The following is a 24,329-nucleotide window of genomic DNA, read 5'->3' as shown; positions in this document are numbered from 1 at the left end:
GGCAGTTTCCCAGACATTACTCACCCGTCCGCCACTCGTCAGCGAATCAGCAAGCTGATCCCTGTTACCGTTCGACTTGCATGTGTTAGGCCTGCCGCCAGCGTTCAATCTGAGCCATGATCAAACTCTTCAATTTAAAAGTTTGATGCTCAAAGAATTAAACTTCGTAATGAATTACGTGTTCACTCTTGAGACTTGGTATTCATTTATCGTCCGAGGACGTTAAGAATCCGTATCTTCGAGTGCCCACACAGATTGTCTGATAAATTGTTAAAGAGCAGTTGCGACGCGGCTTTCAGCTCACTGTCGCGAGGTGGCGTATATTACGCTTTCCTCTTTCAGAGTCAACCCCGAATTTCAGGATTTTTTCTCTTCGTTGTTACGACCATCTTGTGAAGTGTTTCACGTTGTCGTCTCAACGGAGGCGCATTATAGGGATCCCAATTTTTTGCACAAGCACTTTTTTGATCTTTTTTTCTGTTTGTTGTTTTTTCATCCTCTTTGCTGCATTCACATGCAAAATGGCGCATTTTTACATAGCAAAACACTTGCGCAAGGCTAATAAAGCACCCAAAGTCATAGATAAATCATTTTTCGTTGAGGTAAGTATGTCAGACACTCTACGCCCATACCGGGATCTTTTTCCACAAATCGGTCAGCGAGTCATGATCGACTGTAGTAGTGTGGTTATTGGTGATGTTCGGTTGGCCGATGATGTGGGGATCTGGCCACTTGTTGTAATTCGTGGTGATGTTAATTATGTTCAGATCGGCGCCCGAACCAATATCCAGGATGGCAGCGTCTTACACGTGACCCATAAATCAACGGCTAATCCACAAGGCAATCCGTTGATCGTCGGCGAAGATGTTACGGTTGGACATAAAGTGATGCTCCACGGCTGCACCATTGGCAATCGTGTGCTGGTTGGGATGGGCTCAATTTTACTTGATGGCGCAATAGTAGAAGATGATGTGATGATTGGGGCGGGTAGCCTTGTCCCACAAAATAAACGGCTGGAGAGCGGATATCTGTATCTCGGTAGCCCCGTCAAGCAGATCCGCCCGTTAACTGATGAAGAAAAGTCTGGGTTACGCTATTCAGCTAATAACTACGTGAAATGGAAAGACGAGTATCTGGATCAAAGCAACCAAACCCAACCTTGATCATCTTCGCTTTGAGCCTGAATTAAGCTTTCTGCTTCTTCTTCCAGGTCCCAGCGATGCTGACGAAAATTCGCTATGTACTGTTCTGGCGTATCCCCTGTAAAGCGATTCGCCAGACTTTCGCCAGTAATTGCACAAGTCAGTTGCATACCGTTCACCAGAGCGGGAAAACATACGCATTTTTTGCTCTCATTCCACTCCTCCCTGTCTGGAAACTGGATGGCCTGATTCACGCTGACAACTCCTGTTGCAATAGTTTGATGACCGGTTCTACATCAGGCAGAACGCTATGCCAAAGAAGGAAGGCATGAGCCGCCTGTGCCACCAGCATTCCTAAACCATCAGCATTACGCTTTGAGCCTCGCTGCTCACACCATGTCAGAAAAGGCGTTTTTCCTTTCTGATAGAACATGTCATAGCAATAAATGCCTGGATGAATGAGCGATGACGGGATCGCCGGAATATCACCACTGATGCCACTGGATGTTGCATTAATAATGAGATCGAACTCATGACCTTCCAGTTCGTCCATACCCAACGCCTGAATACTGCCAGTGTGCGCAAACAATTTAGTCAACTCTTCCGCGCGGGATACCGTCCGATTAGTGATTGTCACCGCACAGTCCAAGGAAAGAAGTGGCAGTAGTACGCCGCGAGATGCTCCACCAGCGCCGATGAGCAGAATACGTAAACCAGGACGGATAAAAGACAGACGTTCCAGATCGCTTAACAAGCCTATACCATCGGTATTGTCACCCAGCAGGCGTCCATCTTCTAACCGCTTGAGGGTATTAACAGCACCAGCCAACGCTGCCCGTTCAGTAAGCTCATCCGCTCTGGCAAAAGCCTCTTCTTTAAAAGGCACCGTCACATTCGCACCTTTACCACCAGCACGAAAGAAAGCGTTCAGTGTGTTGATGAAATCATTGATGGGTGCCAACACGCGCCCATAGGGATGTTCAATATTCAGTTGCTGAGCAAATTGCTGATGAATGAATGGCGATTTGCTGTGGGCTATCGGATTACCAAAAACAGCATAGGTTTCCATTATGTTACCCCTGTCGAAACAGTTCACCCGTCAAGGCATCGCGGATTTCTGAAGGATTTAAACGCCCCCCCGTTTCACCAGGCACAACCGGGAACGCCGCGCCAAATTGTGCGCGAACTTCGTCTACTGTTCGACAAGGTGGCAATCCACTCAAGTTGGCACTGGTAGAAACCAGCGGTTTACCATAAGCCTGGCACAAAGCAACCACCAACGGATGGTCGGTGACTCGTACAGCAAGCGAATCAAAGCGGCCCGTCAACCAGCGCGGTGTTGTCGCAGGCGCGGGAAAGACAAAGGTGACAGGACCTGGCCAGCGGGAAAAAATGGTTTCACGCTGCACGTCAGTCAACATGGTGTCATCAATATAGGGTTTAAGCTGCTCGTAATTTGCTGCGATTAAAATCAGCCCCTTGTCAACCGGACGCTGTTTTAACTCCAACAGTCGCATCACTGCTGTTTCGCTATCAGGATCGCACCCAACACCGAAAACGGCTTCCGTTGGATAGGCGATGACACGTTCTTCATTGAGGACATCTATCGCAGCTGCGATAGCGTCTCCTTGCAGGTTATTATTCACGTTATTATTCCGCCGAAACCGGCTTTCCACATTGTTTACTGGCACAAAAGTGTTTAACACCCTGCGCGGTTTTCTTTTCGATGAGTAGCGGATAATGACACTCAGGGCATTCTCCAGCTATGGGTTTGAAGTTAATGGCAAATTGACACTCCGGGTAGCGATCACAGGAGTGAAATGTTTTGCCATAACGGGAGCGGCGCTGGACCAGATGGCCCGTCCGGCATTGGGGACATGTAATTGCTGTTTCGTCCGGTTTATCGATAAGTTCGGTATGTTCGCATTCAGGGTAGTTACTGCAACCAATAAACATACCAAAGCGTCCCTGGCGTAATACCAGATTTGCGCCACATACGGGGCAAACCTGCCCCTCCAGAACTTTGACAATATGTCCATCCGCTGAAGATTTCAGAGGACGGACGTAGTCACACGCCGGATACTGTGAGCATCCAAGAAACGGACCGTGTTTCCCGGATCGAATAACCAGTTCAGCCCCGCACTTTGGGCAGGACTCATTATTACGCACCGTGAACAGTGCTGATTTTGCCATAACAACTTATGCTGAATTAAAGAAATGATTAATGCAGCATACCTTCATTCACTTCAAAGAGTAATTCTTCCATTTGCTGGTACGCATTTTCGCAGCCCGGAATATTGAACAACACCATCAGGATTACCCATTTCAAGTCTTCCAGGTCGAACTCTGCGGTATCCAGCGCGAGCACTCGCTCTATCACCATTTCACGGGTTTCAAGGTTAAGCACCTGAATTTGCTCAAGGAAAAGCAGAAAACCACGACAGCTGGCATCCAGCCTTTCACACTCTTCAGGGGTATAAATACGCATGGAGAGTGGATCAGAGGCCAGTTGCATCGGTTCTGCTAGTCCTTCCTGATAATCCGCAAGCTTTTCAAGCCAAAGCAGGGCATTGTAGATATCTTCTCGATCAAATCCTGCGTCGGTAAGATCCTGTTCAAGTTTGTCTTGATCCACACGCAACTCAGCTTCTGTGTGAATATAGGTTTCAAACAAATACATTAGTACGTCGAACATGGCATGCCCTCCTCAATCGGACATAGCCGCCGGGTACAGCTGCGATCCATCCTGCTAACTCCAGTTCGAGTAGTTGAGTAACTACCTCTGGCACAGGTTGGCCGGCACGTTCAGCGACGACGTCAACAGGTGTTACCTCATCTCCTACGTTAGCCAGGAGCTCAGGAAATGGCAATGCCACGTCTTGCTGATCTGGTGAATAAAATGAATTTTCAGGGGCGTCTGGCAACCAGTGCAATCCAAATTGTAAGTTTTCCAGAATTTCTTCCGGTTCCGTCACAAGAATCGCACCTTGTTTTATTAACCAGTGAGGCCCTTCGCTTCCCGGATTCCCTATTGGTCCTGGCAAGGCAAAAACTTCACGCCCCTGCTCAAGCGCACAACGTGCTGTCACCAAAGAACCACTGCGTAAAGCAGCTTCTACCACCAGTACACCTTTACTTAGACCACTGATAATGCGATTTCTTCGCGGGAAATTGTAAGACAGTGGTGGAACATCCAGCGGAAATTCGGAAACGATCGCGCCTCCCTGTTCAAGCAGACTAGCGGCGAGTTGGATATGGCGACGCGGATGAATGGTATTGAGTCCATTTCCCAGCACCGCAATACTAACGCCATTTACCTGTACCGCCGCTTTATGCGCCACACCATCGATTCCACGCGCCAGTCCACTGGTAATCGTTACGCCACGTGTCGCCAGCGATTCGCAAAATAATCGTCCCCAGCGTTCGCCATACCATGAATGAGCACGACTTCCCACGACGGCAAGCTGAAATGATCGCAATGCGGGAAGCTCCCCGGCAACAAACAGAGCTCCGGGATAATCAACCGTTGCGAGAAGTTGAGGAGGGTAAAATTCACTATCCGCTGGGATAAAATGATGGTTAGGTTGCTCAAGCCACATAAGCGCACTATCCAGACTCTTCTGCGAAAAAGAGAGGAAACGCTGTGCCTGTCGTAAGGAAAGCCCTACTTGTTGCAATATAACAACATCAATGTGTGGTAGTTTCGCCAACGCGTGAGCTATACGGACCATATCATCGCCGTACAAGCTGCTGATGCTCATCAGACGCAGCCAAATTTCTGTATCGACCATCCTTATCTCCCTGCCATAAGCAGCCTTAGCAATCTTTGCGATTGGTCAGTGATGCTGTCAATCAGAGGGGGATTTGTCTAGAATAGAAGAAATAATCTTTCTAACTCCTGAACACATCTCTGGAGATTTATGTCAGTTTTGCAAGTGTTACATATTCCGGACGAGCGGCTTCGCAAAGTTGCTAAACCGGTAGAAGAAGTGAATGCAGAAATTCAGCGTATCGTCGATGATATGTTCGAGACGATGTACGCAGAAGAAGGTATTGGCCTGGCGGCAACCCAGGTTGATATCCATCAACGTATCATTGTTATTGATGTTTCGGAAAACCGTGACGAACGGTTGGTGTTAATCAATCCGGAGCTTTTAGAAAAAAGCGGCGAAACAGGCATTGAAGAAGGTTGCCTGTCGATCCCTGAACAACGTGCTTTAGTACCGCGCGCAGAGAAAGTGAAAATTCGCGCCCTGGACCGCGACGGTAAACCATTTGAACTGGAAGCAGACGGCCTGTTAGCCATCTGTATTCAGCATGAGATGGATCATCTGGTTGGCAAACTGTTTATGGATTATCTGTCACCGCTAAAACAACAACGTATTCGTCAGAAAGTTGAAAAACTGGATCGTCTGAAAGCCCGGGCTTAAGGATAAGAATTAACGTGTCAGAATCACTACGTATTATTTTTGCGGGTACACCTGACTTTGCAGCGCGTCATCTTGACGCGCTGTTGTCTTCTGGACATAACGTTGTTGGCGTGTTTACCCAACCCGACCGACCAGCAGGGCGCGGCAAAAAGCTGATGCCAAGTCCGGTCAAAATGTTGGCTGAAGAAAAAGGCTTACCCGTTTTTCAGCCTGTTTCCTTGCGTCCACAAGAAAACCAGCAACTGGTCGCCGATCTGCAAGCTGATGTTATGGTTGTCGTCGCTTATGGGCTGATTCTGCCTAAAGCTGTGCTGGAGATGCCACGTCTCGGCTGTATCAATGTCCATGGTTCACTGCTACCTCGCTGGCGCGGTGCCGCGCCAATCCAACGTTCGTTATGGGCGGGTGATGCAGAAACTGGCGTGACCATTATGCAAATGGATGTCGGTTTGGACACCGGCGACATGCTTTATAAACTCTCCTGCCCGATTACCGCAGAAGATACCAGTGGTACGCTGTACGACAAACTGGCAGAGCTTGGCCCACAAGGGCTTATCACCACGTTGAAACAACTGGCAGACGGCACGGCGAAACCAGAAGTTCAGGACGAAACTCTTGTCACTTACGCTGAAAAGTTGAGTAAAGAAGAAGCGCGTATTGACTGGTCACTTTCGGCAGCACAGCTTGAACGCTGCATTCGCGCTTTCAATCCATGGCCAATGAGCTGGCTGGAAATTGAAGGACAGCCGGTTAAAGTCTGGAAAGCGTCGGTCATTGATACGGCAACCAACGCTGCACCAGGAACGATCCTTGAAGCCAACAAACAAGGCATCCAGGTTGCAACTGGTGATGGCATCCTGAACCTGCTCTCGTTACAACCTGCGGGTAAGAAAGCGATGAGCGCGCAAGACCTCCTGAATTCTCGTCGGGAATGGTTTGTTCCGGGCAACCGTCTGGCCTGATAGTCCACTCTTCTAAGCCCGGTCTTACCGGGCATTTTTATTTTTATACTTATGAAAAAACAACGTAATTTACGTAGCATGGCGGCCCAGGCCATTGAACAAGTCGTCGAGCAAGGGCAATCATTAAGCAACATTCTGCCACCGCTACAGCAAAAAGTTTCCGATAAAGACAAAGCACTTCTTCAAGAGTTGTGCTTTGGCGTACTGCGTACGCTCTCACAGCTAGACTGGCTGATTAATAAGTTAATGGCCCGTCCGATGACCGGCAAACAGCGGACCGTGCATTACCTGATTATGGTCGGACTGTACCAACTACTTTATACCCGTATTCCGCCACACGCCGCGCTTGCGGAAACAGTTGAAGGCGCAGTTGCGATTAAACGCCCGCAGCTTAAAGGGTTGATTAACGGCGTATTACGCCAGTTCCAGCGTCAGCAAGAAGAGTTATTAGCCGAGTTTAATGCCAGTGATGCACGTTATCTGCATCCTTCCTGGTTGCTGAAGCGTCTGCAAAAAGCATATCCAGAGCAGTGGCAATCCATCGTCGAAGCCAATAACCAGCGCCCGTCGATGTGGCTACGCATTAATCGTACGCATCATTCCCGCGATAGCTGGATTGGACTTCTGGAAGAAGCAGGCATGAAAGGCTTCCCACATGCGGATTACCCGGATGCTGTACGCCTGGAAACACCCGCGCCGGTTCATGCGCTACCAGGTTTTGAAGAAGGATGGGTTACCGTTCAGGATGCATCAGCACAAGGTTGCATGACCTGGCTTGCTCCACAAAACGGTGAACACATTCTGGATCTTTGTGCCGCCCCCGGCGGTAAAACAACACATATCCTTGAGGTGGCACCAGAAGCGCAAGTGCTGGCGGTTGATATTGACGAACAGCGCCTTTCTCGCGTTTACGACAATTTAAAACGCCTTGGTATGAAGGCAATCGTGAAACAAGGTGATGGCCGTTACCCTTCCCAATGGTGCGGCGAGCAACAGTTTGATCGCATTTTATTAGATGCGCCTTGTTCGGCAACCGGTGTAATTCGTCGCCATCCGGATATTAAATGGTTGCGTCGCGACCGCGATATCCCGGAACTCGCGCAGTTGCAGTCTGAAATTCTTGACGCCATCTGGCCGCATTTAAAATCCGGTGGAACCCTGGTTTATGCCACCTGTTCGGTGTTACCGGAAGAGAACAGCCAGCAGATTAAAGCCTTTTTGCAACGTACGGATGATGCCGTACTTTGCGAAACAGGAACACCAGAGCAACCTGGTAAGCAAAATCTGCCAGGCTCCGAAGAAGGCGACGGCTTCTTTTACGCTAAGCTAATCAAAAAGTGATGAGATAACGGGTCGCGACTGATGAAAATTATCATTCTGGGTGCCGGTCAGGTTGGCGGCACGCTGGCGGAAAACCTGGTTGGTGAGAACAACGATATTACCGTTGTCGATACTAATGGTGAGCGTCTGCGGACCTTGCAGGATAAATTTGACCTGCGTGTTGTGCAGGGGCATGGCTCTCATCCACGCGTATTGCGGGAGGCCGGTGCCGACGACGCCGATATGCTGGTTGCTGTAACCAGTTCAGATGAAACTAATATGGTTGCCTGCCAGGTAGCCTACTCACTTTTCAACACCCCTAATCGCATCGCTCGTATCCGCTCGCCGGACTACGTTCGAGATGCTGATAAGCTATTCCATTCTGATGCCGTACCGATTGATCATCTGATCGCGCCAGAGCAGTTGGTTATCGATAATATTTACCGACTGATTGAGTATCCCGGCGCATTACAGGTGGTGAACTTCGCTGAGGGTAAAGTCAGCCTGGCTGTGGTTAAAGCCTATTATGGTGGCCCGCTGATTGGTAATGCACTTTCGACCATGCGCGAACATATGCCACATATCGATACTCGTGTGGCAGCAATTTTCCGCCACGATCGCCCCATTCGTCCGCAAGGTTCGACCATCGTTGAAGCTGGTGATGAAGTGTTCTTTATTGCCGCTTCACAACATATCCGCGCGGTGATGAGCGAATTACAACGTCTGGAAAAACCGTATAAGCGGATTATGCTGGTAGGCGGCGGCAATATCGGTGCTGGACTGGCGCGTCGTCTGGAAAAAGATTACAGCGTCAAACTCATCGAACGTAATCAGCAGCGCGCAGCCGAATTGGCGGAAAAGTTGCAGAATACTATCGTCTTTTTTGGCGATGCGTCGGATCAGGAACTGCTGGCTGAAGAACATATTGATCAAGTTGATCTGTTTATTGCCGTCACCAACGATGACGAAGCCAATATCATGTCCGCCATGCTTGCCAAACGTATGGGGGCGAAAAAGGTGATGGTGTTGATCCAGCGTCGCGCTTATGTGGATCTGGTTCAAGGAAGCGTGATCGATATTGCGATTTCACCGCAACAAGCAACTATTTCCGCGTTGCTTAGTCATGTGCGAAAAGCTGATATTGTTGGTGTTTCCTCACTCCGTCGAGGTGTGGCTGAAGCTATTGAAGCTGTTGCTCACGGTGATGAGAGCACTTCTCGTGTTGTTGGTCGGGTTATTGATGAAATTAAACTGCCGCCTGGGACAATTATCGGTGCGGTGGTACGTGGAAACGACGTGATGATTGCTAATGATAATTTACGCATTGAGCAAGGCGATCACGTAATTATGTTCCTCACAGATAAAAAGTTTATTACCGACGTCGAAAGACTCTTCCAGCCAAGCCCTTTCTTTTTGTAATTAATAAGGCGTCTAATGACGCCTTATTATTTCCCTTTGATTATCAAGGATTAATTAAATTCATTCCTGGCAGGAAAATGGCTTAACATTTGTTAGACTTATAAATGTCAGTTTCATAGGGAGAATAACATGAGCATTATTAAAGAATTTCGCGAATTTGCGATGCGCGGGAACGTGGTGGATTTGGCAGTGGGTGTCATTATCGGCGCGGCATTCGGTAAGATCGTCTCTTCACTGGTTGCTGATATCATCATGCCGCCACTGGGTTTATTAATTGGCGGGATCGACTTTAAACAGTTTGCTGTCACATTACGCGATGCGCAGGGGGATGTACCCGCTGTTGTTATGCATTACGGCGTCTTCATTCAAAACGTATTTGATTTTCTGATTGTTGCCTTTGCCATCTTTATGGCGATTAAGCTAATCAACAAACTGAATCGGAAAAAAGAAGAACCAGCGGCGGCTCCAGCACCAACTAAAGAAGAAGTATTACTGACAGAAATTCGTGATTTGCTGAAAGAGCAGAATAACCGCTCTTAACAAGCGCCAGAAAGCAGAAGGCCAGTGGTAAAAAAGCGATTCACTTTCTTGCCACTGGCCTCCCAGTTCCCCCGATTGCCATGTTTTCCTTTTCGCATATAGCTGCCTTTCCCTTTTTTATTTTTCTCTACGCGTTGTCTGAACAGGGGGTCATGCAGTAATGCTTCTATCGCATTATCCTTTATCTGCCCTTTAGTATGCTGATATCGGCTCATAAAAACTCCAGTTGGTTGTTTAACGGCGCGAGTGTAATCCCGCCAGTGCAATAAATCAACAGCCACTCTTAACGCCACTCGCTCCTTGCTCAAGAGCTTCAAGAATCGAGCAATAAACGCTGCTATGAGCCGTCCCACAACAGGCATCATTAAGCCGTTGCAGAGAACGTTGCATACTCTGCAACTCGGCTATCCGTGCTTCGACTTCCTGCAATCTTTCCTGCACAATGCCTTTTGACTCCTGACAGGTATGGTGTTCAGGATCGATACGGATCGACAGTAATTCTCGGATCGACTCAAGGCTGAAACCGAGCTGTCTGGCGTGACGAATAAACTTCAAACGTCGGAGATCGCTTTCGGTATAAAGACGAAAACCACCTTCGGTACGTACTTCATGATCCATCATTTGTTGCTTTTCGTAATAACGAATCGTGTCAGGCGTTACTTCCGCAAGTTTTGCCAGCTCACCAATGCGATACATATTTACTCCATTAGTTATCATTGATTTTATTCAACAATTTTTCAGCATACACGCCACGTAAAAAATCGGTGCTCAATCCTGCTTGTCGCAGCTTTAACTCCAGTAATAACAACCGACGACTAATCTCATGATATTGCGGATCGTCCTGGCGAATGCCTTTGAGGATATCCATAAGTTGAATTGCCTCCTTTCGCTGTTCAAGTTCTGGAGGTAAGTAACCGGCATTCTTCAACAAGCGATACCCCGCACGTAATTCCGGTGGCACGTGGGAATCATCATCAAGTATCAATGGTTCGCCGCTACCTGGCAGGTTATCAAACTCACCTTTCGCTTGCGCTTCTGATATATGGCGCTCTGCCCACTGGTCAAGTAACCACATAAATACTCCAGGGGATGAACAAAAAGAGTACAGCTATTGTAGATAAGTGGGGATACTACAGGTATAAAAAAACCCGCCGGGGCGGGTTTTTTTACGTTGCTTCAGATTACTCTGCAGCAGCTTCTGCTTTCTCTGAACGATCAACCAGCTCGATGTAAGCCATCGGCGCGTTGTCGCCTGCACGGAAACCACACTTCAGAATACGAGTGTAACCACCGGCACGGCTCGCGAAACGCGGGCCCAGTTCGTTAAACAGTTTTGCCACGATCTCGTTATCACGAGTACGGGCGAATGCCAGACGACGATTAGCAACGCTATCAGTCTTGGCAAGAGTAATCAGCGGCTCAACTACGCGGCGCAGCTCTTTCGCTTTAGGCAGAGTCGTCTTGATGATTTCATGACGAACCAGTGAACCTGCCATATTGCGGAACATAGCCTGGCGATGGCTGCTGTTGCGGTTCAGTTGACGACCACTCTTACGATGGCGCATGACCTTATCCTTCTCAGTAAAACCTTAACCTGTGATCCGGTTACTCGTCAGCGATGCTTGCCGGTGGCCAGTTTTCCAGGCGCATACCCAGAGACAGTCCACGGGAAGCCAGCACGTCTTTAATCTCAGTAAGAGATTTTTTACCAAGGTTAGGCGTTTTAAGGAGCTCAACCTCGGTACGCTGTACCAGATCACCGATATAGTGGATAGCTTCTGCTTTAAGGCAGTTAGCAGAGCGGACAGTCAATTCCAGATCGTCAACAGGGCGCAGCAGGATCGGATCGAACTCTGGTTTCTCTTCTTTCACTTCCGGCTGACGTACATCACGTAAGTCAACGAAAGCTTCCAGTTGTTCAGCCAGAATGGTTGCCGCACGACGAATCGCCTCTTCAGGATCGATTGTGCCGTTGGTTTCCATTTCGATGACCAGCTTGTCCAGGTCGGTACGCTGTTCTACACGCGCTGCTTCAACATTGTAGGCAATACGCTCTACAGGGCTGTAGCATGCGTCGACCAGCAGACGGCCGATTGGGCGCTCATCTTCTTCCGAATGAATTCGGGTAGAAGCCGGCACATAACCACGACCGCGCTGAACTTTGATACGCATGCTAATAGACGCGTTCTCATCGGTCAGGTGGCAGATCACGTGCTGCGGCTTGACGATTTCGACATCACCGTCGTGGGTGATATCGGCTGCAGTCACAGGGCCAATGCCAGATTTATTCAAGGTAAGAATAACTTCATCTTTGCCCTGAACTCTCACCGCCAGCCCTTTCAGGTTGAGCAGGATTTCCAGGATATCTTCCTGAACGCCTTCTTTGGTGCTGTACTCATGTAGTACACCATCAATCTCAACCTCGGTCACCGCGCAACCCGGCATCGATGAGAGCAGAATACGGCGCAGTGCGTTACCCAGAGTATGGCCAAAGCCACGCTCTAAAGGCTCAAGGGTCACCTTGGCGTGCGTCGAACTCACTTGCTCGATATCAACCAGGCGCGGTTTTAGAAACTCTGTCACAGAACCCTGCATTGTGTCCTCTCTTTGGTACTAAGCTTTACTTGGAGTAAAGCTCGACGATCAGGTGTTCGTTAATGTCCGCAGACAGATCAGAACGCTCCGGCTTACGCTTAAACGTACCTTCCATCTTGCCAGCATCAACTTCCAGCCAGGTTGGCTTTTCACGCTGCTCAGCCAGCTCCAGAGCGGCTTTCACGCGAGACTGCTTCTTCGCTTTCTCACGAATGCTTACAACGTCATTCGGACTAACCTGATAAGAAGCGATGTTAACAACACGACCGTTTACCATAATTGCTTTATGGCTAACCAGCTGACGTGCTTCTGCACGAGTGGCACCGAAGCCCATACGGTATACAACGTTGTCCAGACGACCTTCCAGCAGAGCCAACAGGTTTTCACCGGTGTTGCCTTTCAGACGTGCTGCTTCTTTATAGTAGTTACGGAACTGACGCTCCAGCACACCATAGATACGGCGAACTTTTTGCTTTTCACGCAACTGCACACCATAGTCAGACAGACGCGGTTTACGCGCACCGTGCTGGCCAGGAGCTTGTTCAATTTTACACTTGGTATCGATCGCGCGAACGCCAGACTTAAGGAATAAGTCGGTGCCCTCACGACGGCTCAGCTTGAGCTTAGGACCCAAATATCTTGCCATTTTCTTTCTCCAACAAACCTGGAAAACGAAGCGTTATACGCGACGTTTTTTCGGCGGACGACAACCGTTATGAGGGATCGGAGTCACATCAGTAATGTTAGTGATGCGGAAACCTGCGGCGTTCAGAGCACGAATAGTAGATTCGCGGCCTGGACCCGGACCTTTAACCATAACTTCCAGATTCTTGATGCCGTATTCTTTCACGGCGTCAGCGCAACGCTCTGCTGCAACCTGAGCTGCAAACGGAGTGGATTTGCGAGAACCACGGAAACCGGAACCACCGGCAGTTGCCCAACCCAACGCGTTACCCTGACGATCAGTGATAGTCACGATGGTGTTGTTGAAAGAAGCATGGATATGAGCCACGCCGTCAGAGACTTGTTTTCTTACACGTTTACGTGCACGAATTGGTGCCTTTGCCATTATTCAATCACCCCGATTATTTCTTGATCGGTTTGCGCGGACCCTTACGGGTACGTGCGTTGGTCTTGGTACGCTGACCGCGAACCGGGAGACCACGACGATGACGCAAACCGCGATAGCAACCAAGATCCATCAGGCGCTTGATGCTCATGCTGATTTCACGGCGCAGATCACCTTCAACGACAAATTTGGCAACTTCGTCACGCAGCGTGTCGATTTGTCCTTCAGACAGCTCACTGATCTTAACATCTTCAGCGATACCCGCTGCAGCCAGGATGGCTTTGGAACGGGTCTTGCCGACGCCATAAATCGAAGTTAATGCGATTACGGCATGCTTATGATCAGGAATGTTAATGCCTGCTATACGGGCCACTATGCACTCCTACTATTTAATATGTACGTTCCATGCTGAAAAGCCCGTTTTCAGGATACTCAAATGGAAACGCACAGACATACAAAAGATTGGCTGGCTAATCTAGCCAGCTCAACCCAACTTTGCAAGAAAAATATGCGAATAAATCAGCCTTGGCGCTGTTTATGCTTCGGCTCGGCACTGCAAATCACACGGATGACACCATCACGCTTAACGATTTTGCAGTTACGGCATAATTTCTTGACGGAAGCACGAACTTTCATTTTTACTCTCCGTAACTTCTCGGGCGACCAATTATCGGCCGTAGCCTTTCAGGTTCGCCTTCTTCAATGCAGACTCATACTGACTGGACATCATCAGAGTTTGCACTTGAGCCATAAAGTCCATAATCACGACAACAACGATAAGCAGTGAGGTCCCACCGAAGTAGAACGGTACTTTCATTGCATCACGCATGAACTCCGGGATCAGGCAGATAAAGGTAATGTACAACGCACCAACCAGGGTCAGACGGGTCATTACTTTATCGATATACTTCGCCGTTTGCTCTCCCGGACGAATTCCTGGTACAAATGCACCGGACTTCTTCAGGTTATCTGCTGTTTCACGCGGGTTGAAAACCAACGCCGTGTAGAAGAAACAGAAGAAGATGATTGCAGACGCATAGAGTAACACATAAAGCGGTTGCCCAGGCTGCAAATACAGCGAAATTGTTGTCAGCCAGTTCCAACCAGTACCGCCCCCGAACCATGACGCGATGGTCGCCGGGAACAGAATAATACTGGAAGCGAAGATTGCCGGGATTACCCCCGCCATATTCACTTTCAGCGGTAAATGTGTGCTCTGTGCAGCATAGACACGACGACCTTGCTGACGTTTCGCGTAGTTTACCACAATGCGGCGTTGACCACGCTCAACAAACACAACAAAGAACGTCACTGCAAATACTAATACTGCAACCAACAGCAACACGAGGAAGTGCAGGTCGCCTTGACGCGCTTGCTCGATAGTATGGGCAATGGCTGGCGGGAGTCCCGCGACAATACCGGCGAAGATAATGATTGAAATACCGTTGCCGATACCTCGTTCAGTGATCTGTTCGCCCAACCACATCAGGAACATGGTTCCCGTGACCAGACTTACAACAGCGGTGAAGTAGAATGCAAAGCCCGGGTTAATAACCAGGCCTTGCATACCAGGCATATTCGGCAGACCGGTAGCAATACCGATCGACTGGAATATTGCCAGCACCAGAGTACCGTAACGGGTGTACTGGCTGATCTTACGACGACCAGACTCCCCTTCTTTCTTAATTTCTGCCAGCGTTGGGTGAACCACCGTCAGCAGCTGGATAATGATCGACGCCGAAATATACGGCATGATCCCCAGAGCAAAGATAGAAGCACGGCTGAGAGCACCACCAGAGAACATGTTAAACATCTCAATGATGGTGCCTCGCTGTTGCTCAAGCAGTTTGGCAAGTACAGCGGCATCAATACCAGGGATCGGAATAAAAGAGCCAATACGGAACACAATCAGCGCACCGATAACAAACAGCAGTCTGCGTTTCAGCTCGCCTAAGCCACCTTTGGCACTTTGAAAATCTAATCCCGGTTGTTTAGCCATCTGCTACTTATTCCTCGATTTTACCGCCAGCAGCTTCGATAGCAGCACGAGCGCCTTTAGTAACACGCAGGCCACGAACAGTTACCGGAGTAGTTACTTCGCCAGCCAGGATCACTTTCGCGAACTCGATCTGGATACCGATAATGTTAGCCGCTTTCAGCGTATTCAGGTCTACAACACCGCCTTCTACTTTAGCCAAGTCAGACAGACGAACTTCGGCTGTAATCGCTGCTTTACGAGAAGTGAAGCCGAATTTCGGCAGACGACGGTACAGAGGCATCTGACCACCTTCGAAACCGCGACGTACGCCACCGCCAGAACGAGATTTCTGACCTTTGTGACCACGACCACCGGTTTTACCGAGGCCAGAACCGATACCACGACCCAGGCGTTTACCCGCCTTTTTGGAGCCTTCGGCCGGAGACAGAGTATTTAAACGCATCTCTTACTCCTCAACTTTAACCATGAAGGAAACCGCGTTGATCATACCGCGAATAGCAGGAGTATCCTCGCGCTCTACGGTGTGACCAATACGACGCAGACCCAGGCCAAGCAGCGTTGCCTTGTGTTTCGGCAGACGACCGATTGCACTGCGGGTTTGAGTAATTTTAATAGTCTTTGCCATGGTTTATTTCCCCAGAATTTCTTCAACGGATTTACCACGCTTGGCAGCGACCATTTCTGGAGAACTCATATTTTCCAGGCCATCAATAGTTGCACGAACCACGTTGATCGGGTTGGTGGAACCATATGCTTTAGCCAGAACGTTATGAACCCCAGCGACTTCCAGAACGGCGCGCATTGCACCACCGGCGATGATACCGGTACCTTCGGAAGCCGGCTGCATGAATACGCGAGAACCCGTGTGAACACCTTTAACAGGGTGTTGCAGAGTGCCGTTATTCAGCGCGACGTTAATCATATTGCGACGGGCTTTTTCCATCGCTTTCTGGATCGCTGCTGGAACTTCACGCGCTTTACCGTAACCAAAACCAACGCGACCGTTACCATCACCAACTACAGTCAGAGCTGTGAAGGAGAAAATACGACCACCTTTAACGGTTTTAGATACGCGGTTTACCGCGATCAGCTTTTCCTGCAGTTCGCCAGCTTGTTTTTCGATGTGAGCCATCTTACACCTCTACCTTAGAACTGAAGGCCAGCTTCACGGGCAGCATCTGCCAGTGCCTGGACACGACCATGATATTGGAACCCGGAACGGTCAAAGGATACATCTTTGATGCCTTTTTCCAGAGCGCGTTCAGCGACAGCTTTACCCACAGCTGCAGCCGCGTCTTTGTTACCGGTGTACTTCAGTTGTTCAGCGATAGCTTTTTCTACAGTAGAAGCAGCTACCAGAACTTCAGAACCGTTCGGTGCAATTACCTGTGCGTAAATGTGACGCGGGGTACGATGTACCACCAGGCGAGTTGCGCCCAGCTCCTGGAGCTTGCGGCGTGCGCGGGTCGCACGACGGATACGAGCAGATTTCTTATCCATAGTGTTACCTTACTTCTTCTTAGCCTCTTTGGTACGCACGACTTCGTCGGCGTAACGAACACCCTTGCCTTTGTAAGGCTCAGGACGACGGTAGGCGCGCAGATCCGCTGCAACCTGACCGATCACCTGCTTATCAGCGCCTTTCAGCACGATTTCAGTCTGAGTCGGACATTCAGCAGTGATACCCGCAGGCAGCTGATGGTCAACAGGATGAGAGAAACCCAGAGACAGGTTAATCACATTGCCTTTAACCGCTGCACGGTAACCTACACCAACCAGCTGCAGCTTCTTAGTGAAGCCTTCGGTAACACCGATAACCATTGAGTTCAGCAGGGCACGCGCGGTACCAGCCTGAGCCCAACCGTCTGCGTAACCATCACGCGGACCGAAGGTCAGGGTATTATCTGCATGTTTAACTTCAACAGCATCGTTGAGAGTACGAGTCAGCTCGCCGTTTTTACCTTTGATCGTAATAACCTGACCGTTGATTTTTACATCAACGCCGGCAGGAACAACGACCGGTGCTTTAGCAACACGAGACATTTTTTCCTCCGATTAGGCTACGTAGCAGATAATTTCGCCACCAAGACCAGCCTGGCGCGCTGCACGATCAGTCATAACACCTTTAGAGGTAGAAACAACTGCGATACCCAGACCCGCCATAACTTTCGGCAGCTCATCTTTACGTTTATAGATGCGCAGACCTGGGCGGCTGACACGCTGAATGCTTTCTACAACAGCTTTGCCCTGGAAATACTTAAGAGTCAGTTCCAGTTCAGGCTTGGTGTCGCCTTCAACTTTAAAATCTTCAATAAAACCTTCTTCCTTCAGCACGTTGGCGATTGCCACTTTCAGCTTGGAGGAAGGCATGGTGACCGCAGCTTTGTTCGCGGCCTGACCGTTACGGATACGGGTCAGCATATCCGCGATCGGATCTTGCATGCTCATCTGTCTTTACTCCCGTGATTCAATTGGTGACAATTACCAGCTAGCCTTTTTCAGACCCGGGATTTCACCGCGCATAGCGGCTTCACGGACCTTAATACGGCTCAACCCGAACTTCCGCAGGAAACCATGCGGACGACCTGTTTGACGGCAGCGGTTACGCTGACGAGACGGGCTGGAATCACGCGGCAGAGTCTGCAGCTTGAGAACAGCATTCCAACGATCTTCGTCGGAAGCGTTCACATCAGAGATGATCGCTTTCAGTTCAGCGCGTTTCGCGAAGTATTTATCAGCTAAAGCTACGCGTTTTACTTCGCGTGCTTTCATTGATTGCTTAGCCATTTAGTAACCCTACCTTACTTGCGGAACGGGAAGTCAAAGGCAGCCAGCAGAGCACGGCCTTCTTCGTCAGATTTCGCAGTAGTGGTAATGGTAATATCCAAACCACGAACGCGGTCGACTTTATCGTAGTCGATTTCTGGGAAGATGATCTGCTCACGGACACCCATGCTGTAGTTACCACGACCGTCGAAAGACTTAGCGGACAGGCCACGGAAGTCACGGATACGAGGTACAGCAATAGTGATCAGGCGCTCAAAGAACTCCCACATGCGTTCGCCACGCAGAGTTACTTTACAGCCGATCGGATAGCCCTGACGGATTTTGAAGCCTGCAACAGATTTGCGTGCTTTGGTGATCAGCGGTTTTTGACCGGAGATTGCTGCCAGGTCTGCTGCTGCGTTATCCAGCAGTTTTTTGTCAGCGATCGCTTCACCAACACCCATGTTCAGGGTGATCTTCTCGACCCGAGGGACTTGCATGACAGAATTGTAGTTAAACTCAGTCATGAGTTTTTTAACTACTTCGTCTTTGTAGTAATCATGCAGTTTCGCCATCGTACTACTCCAAATTACTTGATAGTTTCGCTGTTAGACTTGAAGAAACGGACTTTTTTACCGTCTTCGAATCTAAAGCCTACACGGTCAGCCTTGCCGGTTGCCGCATTGAAGATTGCTACGTTGGAAACCTGAATAGCGGCTTCTTTTTCAACGATGCCACCCGGTTGGTTCAGAGCCGGAACCGGCTTCTGGTGTTTCTTAACCAGGTTGATACCTTCAACAATGACCTTGCCGGAAGACAGGACATTCTTAACTTTACCGCGTTTACCTTTATCTTTACCGGTTAACACGATAACTTCGTCATCACGACGGATTTTCGCTGCCATGATTCGCTCCTTAGAGTACTTCTGGTGCCAGAGAGATAATTTTCATGAACTTCTCACTACGAAGCTCACGAGTTACCGGCCCAAAAATACGCGTACCGATAGGCTGCTCGCTGTTGTTGTTCAGAAGAACACAAGCATTACCATCGAAGCGAATGACAGAACCGTCCGGGCGACGAACACCCTTCTTGGTGCGCACCACTACCGCCTTCAGCACATCACCTTTTTTGACCTTACCACGCGGAATTGCTTCTTTGATGGTGATCTTGATGATGTCGCCTACGCCTGCGTAGCGACGGTGCGAGCCACCCAGAACCTTGATACACATTACGCGACGTGCACCGGAGTTGTCGGCGACGTTCAGCATAGTCTGTTCTTGGATCATTTTAGTGCTCCGCTAATGTCAACTACTACTGAGACCCGAAAATCAGGTCGTTAAAAATCCCCATATCGAGGGCGCGGCATTATAACACCGCTTCAAAGATATGGGTAGAAAAAATAAACGGCTCATTTCTGAGCCGTTTATTCGTATCGAGAGAGTGTACTGTATTACAGAACCGCTTTCTCTACAACGCGAACCAGCGTCCAGGATTTAGTCTTGGACAGCGGACGGCATTCGCGGATTTCAACCACGTCACCGATACCGCATTCGTTGTTCTCGTCATGTACGTGCAGTTTGGTCGTACGCTTGATGAATTTACCGTAGATCGGGTGTTTCACAAAACGTTCGATAGCAACAACAATGGATTTCTCCATTTTGTCGCTAACAACGCGACCTTGCAGAGTACGGATTTTATCGGTCATTACGCACCCGCCTTCTCGTTCAGTAAAGTCTTAACGCGTGCGACATCGCGACGCACTTGCTTCAACAGGTGAGACTGTTGCAGCTGGCCACTTGCAGCCTGCATACGCAGGTTGAACTGCTCACGCAGCAGGTTCAGCAGCTCGGTGTTCAGCTCTTCAACGCTCTTCTCACGCAGCTCTTTTGCTTTCATTACATCACCGTCTTAGTTACAAAGGTGGTTTTAATCGGCAGTTTCGCTGCTGCCAGCTTGAATGCTTCACGGGCCAGCTCTTCCGGAACACCGTCCATTTCATACAGGACTTTACCCGGCTGAATCAAGGCAACCCAATACTCCACGTTACCTTTACCTTTACCCATACGCACTGCCAGCGGCTTTTCAGTGATCGGTTTGTCCGGGAACACACGGATCCAGATCTTACCTTGACGCTTAACTGCACGGGTCATAGCACGACGTGCTGCTTCGATCTGACGGGCAGTCAGACGACCACGGCCAACAGCTTTCAGACCGAAGCTGCCGAAGCTAACATCCGTACCCTGCGCCAGACCGCGGTTACGGCCTTTGTGCATTTTACGGAATTTTGTACGCTTTGGTTGTAACATCAGCGACGCTCCTTATTTACGGCCTTTACGCTGCTGCTTTTTAGGTTGTGCAGCCGGTTTTTCCGGTTGTTCAACAGCAGCCATACCACCCAGGATCTCGCCTTTGAAGATCCACACTTTAACGCCGATTACACCGTAAGTGGTGTGCGCTTCAGAGGTGTTGTAGTCGATGTCAGCACGCAGAGTGTGCAGCGGTACGCGACCTTCGCGGTACCATTCGGTACGTGCGATTTCCGCGCCGCCCAGACGGCCGCTAACTTCAACTTTAATACCTTTAGCGCCCAGACGCATTGCGTTCTGTACAGCACGCTTCATAGCACGACGGAACATTACGCGACGTTCCAGCTGAGAAGTGATGCTGTCAGCAACCAGTTTTGCGTCCAGTTCAGGCTTACGAACTTCGGCGATGTTGATCTGTGCAGGAACGCCAGCGATGTCCGCTACGACCTTACGCAGTTTTTCTACGTCTTCACCTTTTTTACCGATAACGATACCCGGGCGAGCAGTGTGAATGGTTACACGGATGCTCTTAGCCGGACGCTCGATAACGATACGAGATACGGACGCTTTAGCCAGTTCCTTAGTCAGGTACTGACGTACTTTAAAATCGCTGTCCAGGTTGTCAGCGAATTCTTTGGTGTTCGCAAACCAGGTAGAGTTCCATGGTTTTACAATACCCAGGCGAATACCATTAGGATGTACTTTCTGACCCATTGCTAGTCTCCAGAGTCTCAGCGATCGGACACAACCACAGTGATGTGGCTGGTGCGCTTCAGGATGCGATCTGCACGACCTTTTGCACGCGGCATAATGCGCTTCATGCTCGGGCCTTCGTCTACGAAAATTTTCGTAACTTTCAGATCGTCAATGTCAGCGCCATCGTTGTGTTCAGCGTTAGCAATGGCAGATTCCAGAACTTTCTTAACCAGTACAGCCGCTTTCTTATTGGTGTAGGTCAGAATATCCAGAGCCTGCGACACTTTCTTACCGCGAATCAGGTCAGCAACAAGGCGAACCTTCTGAGCAGAAGAACGAGCATGGCGATGTTTAGCGATAGTTTCCATCTCTTCCTCCTACCTTATTTCTTTTTCGCTTTTTTATCAGCAGCATGGCCGCGATAAGTACGAGTCGGTGCGAATTCACCCAGTTTGTGACCAACCATTTCGTCGGTTACAAATACCGGAACGTGCTGACGACCATTATGGACAGCGATGGTCAAACCGATCATGTTAGGAAAGATCGTTGAACGACGGGACCAAGTGCGCAGGGGCTTCTTGTCTCCGCTTTCCACCGCTTTCTCTACCTTCTTCAGCAAGTGCAGGTCAATAAAAGGACCTTTCTTGAGAGAACGTGGCATGGCTTATCCTCTAAAATTATTTGCTACGGCGACGTACGATAAATTTATCAGTACGCTTGTTGCTGCGGGTCTTCTTACCTTTGGTCTGAACGCCCCACGGGGTTACCGGGTGCTTACCAAAGTTACGACCTTCACCACCACCATGTGGGTGGTCTACCGGGTTCATCGCAGTACCGCGAACGGTAGGACGAACACCACGCCAACGTGCAGCACCTGCTTTACCCAGAACGCGCAGCATATGCTCAGCATTGCCAACTTCGCCCAGAGTTGCACGGCAGTCTGCTTCTACTTTACGCATTTCACCAGAACGCAGACGCAGGGTGACATAAGCACCATCGCGAGCAACGATCTGAACGTAAGTACCAGCGGAACGTGCCAGCTGACCGCCTTTACCTGGCTTCATTTCTACGTTGTGAACAGTAGAACCAACCGGGATGTTGCGCATCGGCAGGGTGTTACCTGGTTTGATTGCAGCATCAACGCCAGACTGAATCTGGTCGCCAGCTTTCAGGCCTTTAGGGGCCAGGATGTAACGGCGTTCACCGTCTTTGTACAGAACCAGCGCGATGTTCGCGGAGCGGTTCGGATCGTACTCAAGACGTTCAACAACTGCCGGGATACCGTCTTTGTTGCGTTTGAAGTCAACAATACGGTAAGCCTGCTTGTGGCCACCACCGATATGACGAGTGGTGATACGGCCATTGTTGTTACGACCACCGGATTTGCTGTTTTTTTCCAGCAACGGAGCAAAAGGTTTGCCCTTGTGCAGCTCAGGGTTAACCACTTTAACAACGTGGCGACGACCCGGAGATGTCGGTTTACATTTAACAACTGCCATTGTATTACTCCTCCGACTTACTCAGCGCCGCCAACGAAGTCCAGATTCTGGCCTTCTTTCAGGGTGACGTAAGCTTTTTTCCAGTCGCTACGACGACCGATACGCTGTCCGTGACGTTTAACTTTCCCTTTAACTACCAGGGTGTTAACGACTTCGACTTCGACTTCAAACAGTTTCTGCACAGCAGCTTTGATTTCTGCTTTGGTCGCGTCTTTAGCAACTTTGAGTACGATGGTGTTGGATTTTTCCATCGCAGTAGACGCTTTTTCAGAAACGTGCGGTGCACGCAGCACCTTCAGCAGACGTTCTTCACGAATCATGCCAGCATCTCCTCAACTTGCTTAACAGCATCAGCAGTCATTACGACTTTGTCGAAGGCGATCAGGCTAACCGGGTCGATACCAGTTGCATCGCGTACGTCAACCTTGTGCAGGTTGCGCGCAGCCAGGAACAGGTTTTCGTCCAGCTCACCGGTGATGATCAGCACATCTTCCAGAGCCATGTCTTTCAGTTTCTGTGCCAGCAGCTTGGTTTTCGGCGCTTCTACAGAGAACTTCTCGACAACGATCAGACGATCCTGACGTACCAGTTCGGACAGGATGCTTTTCAGCGCGCCGCGGTACATCTTCTTGTTAACTTTTTGACTGTGGTCCTGCGGACGAGCAGCGAAGGTCACGCCACCAGAACGCCAAATCGGGCTCTTGATAGAACCAGAACGCGCACGGCCGGTGCCTTTCTGGCGCCACGGTTTTTTACCGGAACCAGTTACTTCAGCACGAGTCTTCTGAGCACGAGTACCCTGACGAGCACCAGCTGCATAAGCAACAACAACCTGGTGAACCAGCGCTTCGTTGAAATCACGACCGAAGGTAGTTTCGGAAACAGTCAGCGCGCTCTGCGCGTCTTTCAATACTAATTCCATTGCTATCTCCTTACGCCTTCACAGCTGGTTTAACGATCAGGTCGCTACCGGTTGCACCCGGAACAGCACCTTTAACCAGCAGCAGGTTGCGCTCAGCGTCAACGCGTACTACGTCAAGGCTCTGAACGGTTACACGTTCGTTACCCATCTGACCTGCCATTTTCTTGCCTTTGAACACTTTGCCCGGAGTCTGGTTCTGACCGATAGAACCCGGAACGCGGTGAGACAAGGAGTTACCGTGAGTAGCGTCCTGGGTACGGAAGTTCCAGCGCTTAACGGTACCTGCGAAACCTTTACCTTTAGAGGTGCCAGTTACGTCAACTTTTTTAACGTCAGCAAACAGTTCGACGCTAATGCTCTGACCTACAGTGAACTCTTCGCCTTCAGCCAGGCGGAATTCCCACAGACCACGGCCAGCTTCTACGCCAGCTTTAGCGAAGTGGCCAGCTTCAGGCTTGGTCACACGGTTAGCTTTTTTAGCACCGGTGGTTACCTGAATAGCACGGTAGCCATCGTTAGCCAGGTCTTTAACCTGAGTAACGCGGTTTGCTTCAACTTCGATTACGGTTACTGGGATAGAAACGCCGTCTTCTGTGAAGATACGGGTCATACCCACTTTTTTACCGACTAAACCAATCATTGTTTCAACCTCTCAATCGCTCAA

General features: G+C 49.6%; 42 protein-coding genes and 1 pseudogene. 6 read left to right on the top strand and 37 right to left on the bottom strand.

The window, feature by feature from the left end; translation table 11 throughout:
* Positions 1-608: 608 nt before the first annotated feature.
* Complete coding sequence (locus tag WC5_RS12725; protein WP_001285641.1) at positions 609-1,163, top strand: gamma carbonic anhydrase family protein; 555 nt, start codon at positions 609-611, stop codon at positions 1,161-1,163.
* Here WC5_RS12725 and WC5_RS12730 read toward each other — a convergent pair.
* The 7 genes and pseudogenes from WC5_RS12730 to dprA all read right to left on the bottom strand — a co-directional run bounded on the left by WC5_RS12730 (position 1,139) and on the right by dprA (position 4,933).
* The gene (locus WC5_RS12730) at positions 1,139-1,396 is read right to left on the bottom strand and encodes a DUF1488 family protein (RefSeq protein WP_001070586.1); all 258 of its coding nucleotides are present in this window, start codon (positions 1,394-1,396) and stop codon (positions 1,139-1,141) included. The two genes, WC5_RS12725 and WC5_RS12730, sit on opposite strands and share 25 nt — an antisense overlap.
* On the bottom strand, positions 1,393-2,211 hold the full coding sequence (gene aroE / locus WC5_RS12735; RefSeq protein WP_000451213.1) for a shikimate dehydrogenase: 819 nt from the start codon (positions 2,209-2,211) through the stop codon (positions 1,393-1,395). Before aroE ends, WC5_RS12730 begins: the two co-directional genes overlap by 4 nt.
* Positions 2,212-2,215: 4 nt before the next feature.
* Positions 2,216-2,788, bottom strand: a complete 573-nt coding sequence (tsaC, locus tag WC5_RS12740) for an L-threonylcarbamoyladenylate synthase type 1 TsaC (RefSeq protein WP_001301437.1) — start codon at positions 2,786-2,788, stop codon at positions 2,216-2,218.
* 4 nt (positions 2,789-2,792) lie between these two features.
* Positions 2,793-3,098, bottom strand: coding sequence for a DNA topoisomerase family protein (locus WC5_RS26140; RefSeq protein ID WP_001332873.1), 306 nt, complete (start codon positions 3,096-3,098; stop codon positions 2,793-2,795).
* Positions 3,093-3,335, bottom strand: a pseudogene (locus WC5_RS26135) (topoisomerase DNA-binding C4 zinc finger domain-containing protein); the annotation flags it as partial. The pseudogene WC5_RS26135 and the gene WC5_RS26140, both read right to left, overlap by 6 nt.
* Before the next feature lie 28 nt (positions 3,336-3,363).
* Complete coding sequence (gene smg / locus WC5_RS12750) at positions 3,364-3,837, bottom strand: DUF494 family protein Smg (protein ID WP_000460672.1); 474 nt, start codon at positions 3,835-3,837, stop codon at positions 3,364-3,366.
* Positions 3,809-4,933, bottom strand: coding sequence for a DNA-protecting protein DprA (gene dprA / locus WC5_RS12755; protein WP_000228515.1), 1,125 nt, complete (start codon positions 4,931-4,933; stop codon positions 3,809-3,811). Before dprA ends, smg begins: the two co-directional genes overlap by 29 nt.
* Positions 4,934-5,062: 129 nt before the next feature.
* On the opposite strand from dprA, the gene def reads away from it, so the two are divergent.
* From def to mscL, 5 genes are all read left to right on the top strand, one after another.
* A complete protein-coding gene (gene def, locus WC5_RS12760) occupies positions 5,063-5,572 on the top strand; it encodes a peptide deformylase (RefSeq protein ID WP_000114984.1) in 510 nt (169 codons plus the stop codon).
* Between the two features lie 14 nt (positions 5,573-5,586).
* The gene (gene fmt, locus WC5_RS12765) at positions 5,587-6,534 is read left to right on the top strand and encodes a methionyl-tRNA formyltransferase (RefSeq protein ID WP_000004441.1); all 948 of its coding nucleotides are present in this window, start codon (positions 5,587-5,589) and stop codon (positions 6,532-6,534) included.
* Between the two features lie 51 nt (positions 6,535-6,585).
* Positions 6,586-7,875 carry a 16S rRNA (cytosine(967)-C(5))-methyltransferase RsmB gene (gene rsmB / locus WC5_RS12770; protein ID WP_000744771.1) on the top strand — a complete coding sequence of 430 codons (1,290 nt, stop codon included), beginning with the start codon at positions 6,586-6,588 and terminating at the stop codon, positions 7,873-7,875.
* A gap of 21 nt (positions 7,876-7,896) precedes the next feature.
* Positions 7,897-9,273: a Trk system potassium transporter TrkA gene (gene trkA, locus WC5_RS12775; protein WP_000691382.1), complete on the top strand. Its 1,377-nt coding sequence runs from the start codon at positions 7,897-7,899 to the stop codon at positions 9,271-9,273.
* A gap of 129 nt (positions 9,274-9,402) precedes the next feature.
* On the top strand, positions 9,403-9,813 hold the full coding sequence (gene mscL / locus WC5_RS12780) for a large-conductance mechanosensitive channel protein MscL (protein ID WP_000022446.1): 411 nt from the start codon (positions 9,403-9,405) through the stop codon (positions 9,811-9,813).
* Here the strand turns inward: mscL and arfA are convergent.
* From arfA to rplC, 30 genes are all read right to left on the bottom strand, one after another.
* Positions 9,810-10,028 (bottom strand): alternative ribosome-rescue factor ArfA, encoded by a 219-nt coding sequence (arfA, locus tag WC5_RS12785; RefSeq protein ID WP_000092701.1) that lies wholly within the window; start codon positions 10,026-10,028, stop codon positions 9,810-9,812. The genes mscL and arfA overlap by 4 nt on opposite strands.
* Before the next feature lie 55 nt (positions 10,029-10,083).
* On the bottom strand, positions 10,084-10,509 hold the full coding sequence (gene zntR, locus WC5_RS12790; RefSeq protein WP_000285594.1) for a Zn(2+)-responsive transcriptional regulator: 426 nt from the start codon (positions 10,507-10,509) through the stop codon (positions 10,084-10,086).
* Positions 10,510-10,519: 10 nt separating this feature from the next.
* Entirely contained in the window at positions 10,520-10,888 is a 369-nt protein-coding gene (locus WC5_RS12795) for a DnaJ family domain-containing protein (protein ID WP_000266524.1), read from the bottom strand.
* 106 nt (positions 10,889-10,994) lie between these two features.
* A complete protein-coding gene (rplQ, locus tag WC5_RS12800) occupies positions 10,995-11,378 on the bottom strand; it encodes a 50S ribosomal protein L17 (RefSeq protein WP_001216368.1) in 384 nt (127 codons plus the stop codon).
* A 40-nt stretch (positions 11,379-11,418) separates the two neighbouring features.
* The gene (locus WC5_RS12805; protein ID WP_001162094.1) at positions 11,419-12,408 is read right to left on the bottom strand and encodes a DNA-directed RNA polymerase subunit alpha; all 990 of its coding nucleotides are present in this window, start codon (positions 12,406-12,408) and stop codon (positions 11,419-11,421) included.
* Positions 12,409-12,433: 25 nt separating this feature from the next.
* Positions 12,434-13,054 (bottom strand): 30S ribosomal protein S4, encoded by a 621-nt coding sequence (rpsD, locus tag WC5_RS12810; protein WP_000135224.1) that lies wholly within the window; start codon positions 13,052-13,054, stop codon positions 12,434-12,436.
* Between the two features lie 33 nt (positions 13,055-13,087).
* Entirely contained in the window at positions 13,088-13,477 is a 390-nt protein-coding gene (gene rpsK, locus WC5_RS12815) for a 30S ribosomal protein S11 (RefSeq protein ID WP_001029684.1), read from the bottom strand.
* Between the two features lie 16 nt (positions 13,478-13,493).
* A complete protein-coding gene (gene rpsM, locus WC5_RS12820) occupies positions 13,494-13,850 on the bottom strand; it encodes a 30S ribosomal protein S13 (RefSeq protein ID WP_000090775.1) in 357 nt (118 codons plus the stop codon).
* 146 nt (positions 13,851-13,996) lie between these two features.
* A complete protein-coding gene (gene rpmJ, locus WC5_RS12825) occupies positions 13,997-14,113 on the bottom strand; it encodes a 50S ribosomal protein L36 (RefSeq protein ID WP_000868187.1) in 117 nt (38 codons plus the stop codon).
* A gap of 31 nt (positions 14,114-14,144) precedes the next feature.
* On the bottom strand, positions 14,145-15,476 hold the full coding sequence (secY, locus tag WC5_RS12830; protein ID WP_001118861.1) for a preprotein translocase subunit SecY: 1,332 nt from the start codon (positions 15,474-15,476) through the stop codon (positions 14,145-14,147).
* A 7-nt stretch (positions 15,477-15,483) separates the two neighbouring features.
* Positions 15,484-15,918, bottom strand: coding sequence for a 50S ribosomal protein L15 (gene rplO, locus WC5_RS12835; protein ID WP_001238917.1), 435 nt, complete (start codon positions 15,916-15,918; stop codon positions 15,484-15,486).
* A gap of 3 nt (positions 15,919-15,921) precedes the next feature.
* Complete coding sequence (gene rpmD, locus WC5_RS12840) at positions 15,922-16,101, bottom strand: 50S ribosomal protein L30 (protein ID WP_001140433.1); 180 nt, start codon at positions 16,099-16,101, stop codon at positions 15,922-15,924.
* Positions 16,102-16,104: 3 nt separating this feature from the next.
* Positions 16,105-16,608 (bottom strand): 30S ribosomal protein S5, encoded by a 504-nt coding sequence (gene rpsE / locus WC5_RS12845; protein WP_000940122.1) that lies wholly within the window; start codon positions 16,606-16,608, stop codon positions 16,105-16,107.
* Positions 16,609-16,622: 14 nt separating this feature from the next.
* Positions 16,623-16,976 (bottom strand): 50S ribosomal protein L18, encoded by a 354-nt coding sequence (gene rplR / locus WC5_RS12850; protein ID WP_000358960.1) that lies wholly within the window; start codon positions 16,974-16,976, stop codon positions 16,623-16,625.
* A 9-nt stretch (positions 16,977-16,985) separates the two neighbouring features.
* Positions 16,986-17,519, bottom strand: a complete 534-nt coding sequence (rplF, locus tag WC5_RS12855) for a 50S ribosomal protein L6 (protein WP_000091945.1) — start codon at positions 17,517-17,519, stop codon at positions 16,986-16,988.
* 12 nt (positions 17,520-17,531) lie between these two features.
* The gene (gene rpsH, locus WC5_RS12860) at positions 17,532-17,924 is read right to left on the bottom strand and encodes a 30S ribosomal protein S8 (RefSeq protein WP_000062611.1); all 393 of its coding nucleotides are present in this window, start codon (positions 17,922-17,924) and stop codon (positions 17,532-17,534) included.
* Between the two features lie 33 nt (positions 17,925-17,957).
* Positions 17,958-18,263, bottom strand: coding sequence for a 30S ribosomal protein S14 (gene rpsN / locus WC5_RS12865; RefSeq protein WP_001118930.1), 306 nt, complete (start codon positions 18,261-18,263; stop codon positions 17,958-17,960).
* Positions 18,264-18,277: 14 nt separating this feature from the next.
* Positions 18,278-18,817, bottom strand: coding sequence for a 50S ribosomal protein L5 (rplE, locus tag WC5_RS12870; RefSeq protein ID WP_001096200.1), 540 nt, complete (start codon positions 18,815-18,817; stop codon positions 18,278-18,280).
* Between the two features lie 14 nt (positions 18,818-18,831).
* Entirely contained in the window at positions 18,832-19,146 is a 315-nt protein-coding gene (gene rplX, locus WC5_RS12875) for a 50S ribosomal protein L24 (RefSeq protein ID WP_000729185.1), read from the bottom strand.
* 10 nt (positions 19,147-19,156) lie between these two features.
* Positions 19,157-19,528, bottom strand: a complete 372-nt coding sequence (rplN, locus tag WC5_RS12880) for a 50S ribosomal protein L14 (RefSeq protein WP_000613955.1) — start codon at positions 19,526-19,528, stop codon at positions 19,157-19,159.
* A gap of 164 nt (positions 19,529-19,692) precedes the next feature.
* Positions 19,693-19,947 (bottom strand): 30S ribosomal protein S17, encoded by a 255-nt coding sequence (gene rpsQ, locus WC5_RS12885; protein WP_000130100.1) that lies wholly within the window; start codon positions 19,945-19,947, stop codon positions 19,693-19,695.
* Positions 19,947-20,138: a 50S ribosomal protein L29 gene (gene rpmC / locus WC5_RS12890; RefSeq protein ID WP_000644741.1), complete on the bottom strand. Its 192-nt coding sequence runs from the start codon at positions 20,136-20,138 to the stop codon at positions 19,947-19,949. The genes rpsQ and rpmC overlap by 1 nt, the downstream gene beginning before the upstream one ends.
* Positions 20,138-20,548 carry a 50S ribosomal protein L16 gene (gene rplP, locus WC5_RS12895; protein WP_000941212.1) on the bottom strand — a complete coding sequence of 137 codons (411 nt, stop codon included), beginning with the start codon at positions 20,546-20,548 and terminating at the stop codon, positions 20,138-20,140. Before rplP ends, rpmC begins: the two co-directional genes overlap by 1 nt.
* A gap of 12 nt (positions 20,549-20,560) precedes the next feature.
* Entirely contained in the window at positions 20,561-21,262 is a 702-nt protein-coding gene (gene rpsC, locus WC5_RS12900; RefSeq protein ID WP_000529945.1) for a 30S ribosomal protein S3, read from the bottom strand.
* A 17-nt stretch (positions 21,263-21,279) separates the two neighbouring features.
* The gene (gene rplV / locus WC5_RS12905) at positions 21,280-21,612 is read right to left on the bottom strand and encodes a 50S ribosomal protein L22 (RefSeq protein ID WP_000447529.1); all 333 of its coding nucleotides are present in this window, start codon (positions 21,610-21,612) and stop codon (positions 21,280-21,282) included.
* Between the two features lie 14 nt (positions 21,613-21,626).
* On the bottom strand, positions 21,627-21,905 hold the full coding sequence (gene rpsS, locus WC5_RS12910; protein ID WP_001138117.1) for a 30S ribosomal protein S19: 279 nt from the start codon (positions 21,903-21,905) through the stop codon (positions 21,627-21,629).
* Positions 21,906-21,921: 16 nt separating this feature from the next.
* On the bottom strand, positions 21,922-22,743 hold the full coding sequence (gene rplB / locus WC5_RS12915) for a 50S ribosomal protein L2 (protein WP_000301864.1): 822 nt from the start codon (positions 22,741-22,743) through the stop codon (positions 21,922-21,924).
* A 17-nt stretch (positions 22,744-22,760) separates the two neighbouring features.
* Positions 22,761-23,063 carry a 50S ribosomal protein L23 gene (gene rplW, locus WC5_RS12920; protein ID WP_000617544.1) on the bottom strand — a complete coding sequence of 101 codons (303 nt, stop codon included), beginning with the start codon at positions 23,061-23,063 and terminating at the stop codon, positions 22,761-22,763.
* Positions 23,060-23,665: a 50S ribosomal protein L4 gene (gene rplD, locus WC5_RS12925; protein WP_000424395.1), complete on the bottom strand. Its 606-nt coding sequence runs from the start codon at positions 23,663-23,665 to the stop codon at positions 23,060-23,062. The genes rplW and rplD overlap by 4 nt, the downstream gene beginning before the upstream one ends.
* A 10-nt stretch (positions 23,666-23,675) precedes the next feature.
* Complete coding sequence (gene rplC / locus WC5_RS12930; protein ID WP_000579833.1) at positions 23,676-24,305, bottom strand: 50S ribosomal protein L3; 630 nt, start codon at positions 24,303-24,305, stop codon at positions 23,676-23,678.
* Positions 24,306-24,329 lie beyond the last annotated feature (24 nt).

Source organism: Escherichia sp. KTE114, assembly GCF_000407765.1.
Lineage (GTDB): Bacteria > Pseudomonadota > Gammaproteobacteria > Enterobacterales > Enterobacteriaceae > Escherichia > Escherichia ruysiae.
This window is presented reverse-complemented; position numbering and strand designations above follow the sequence as displayed.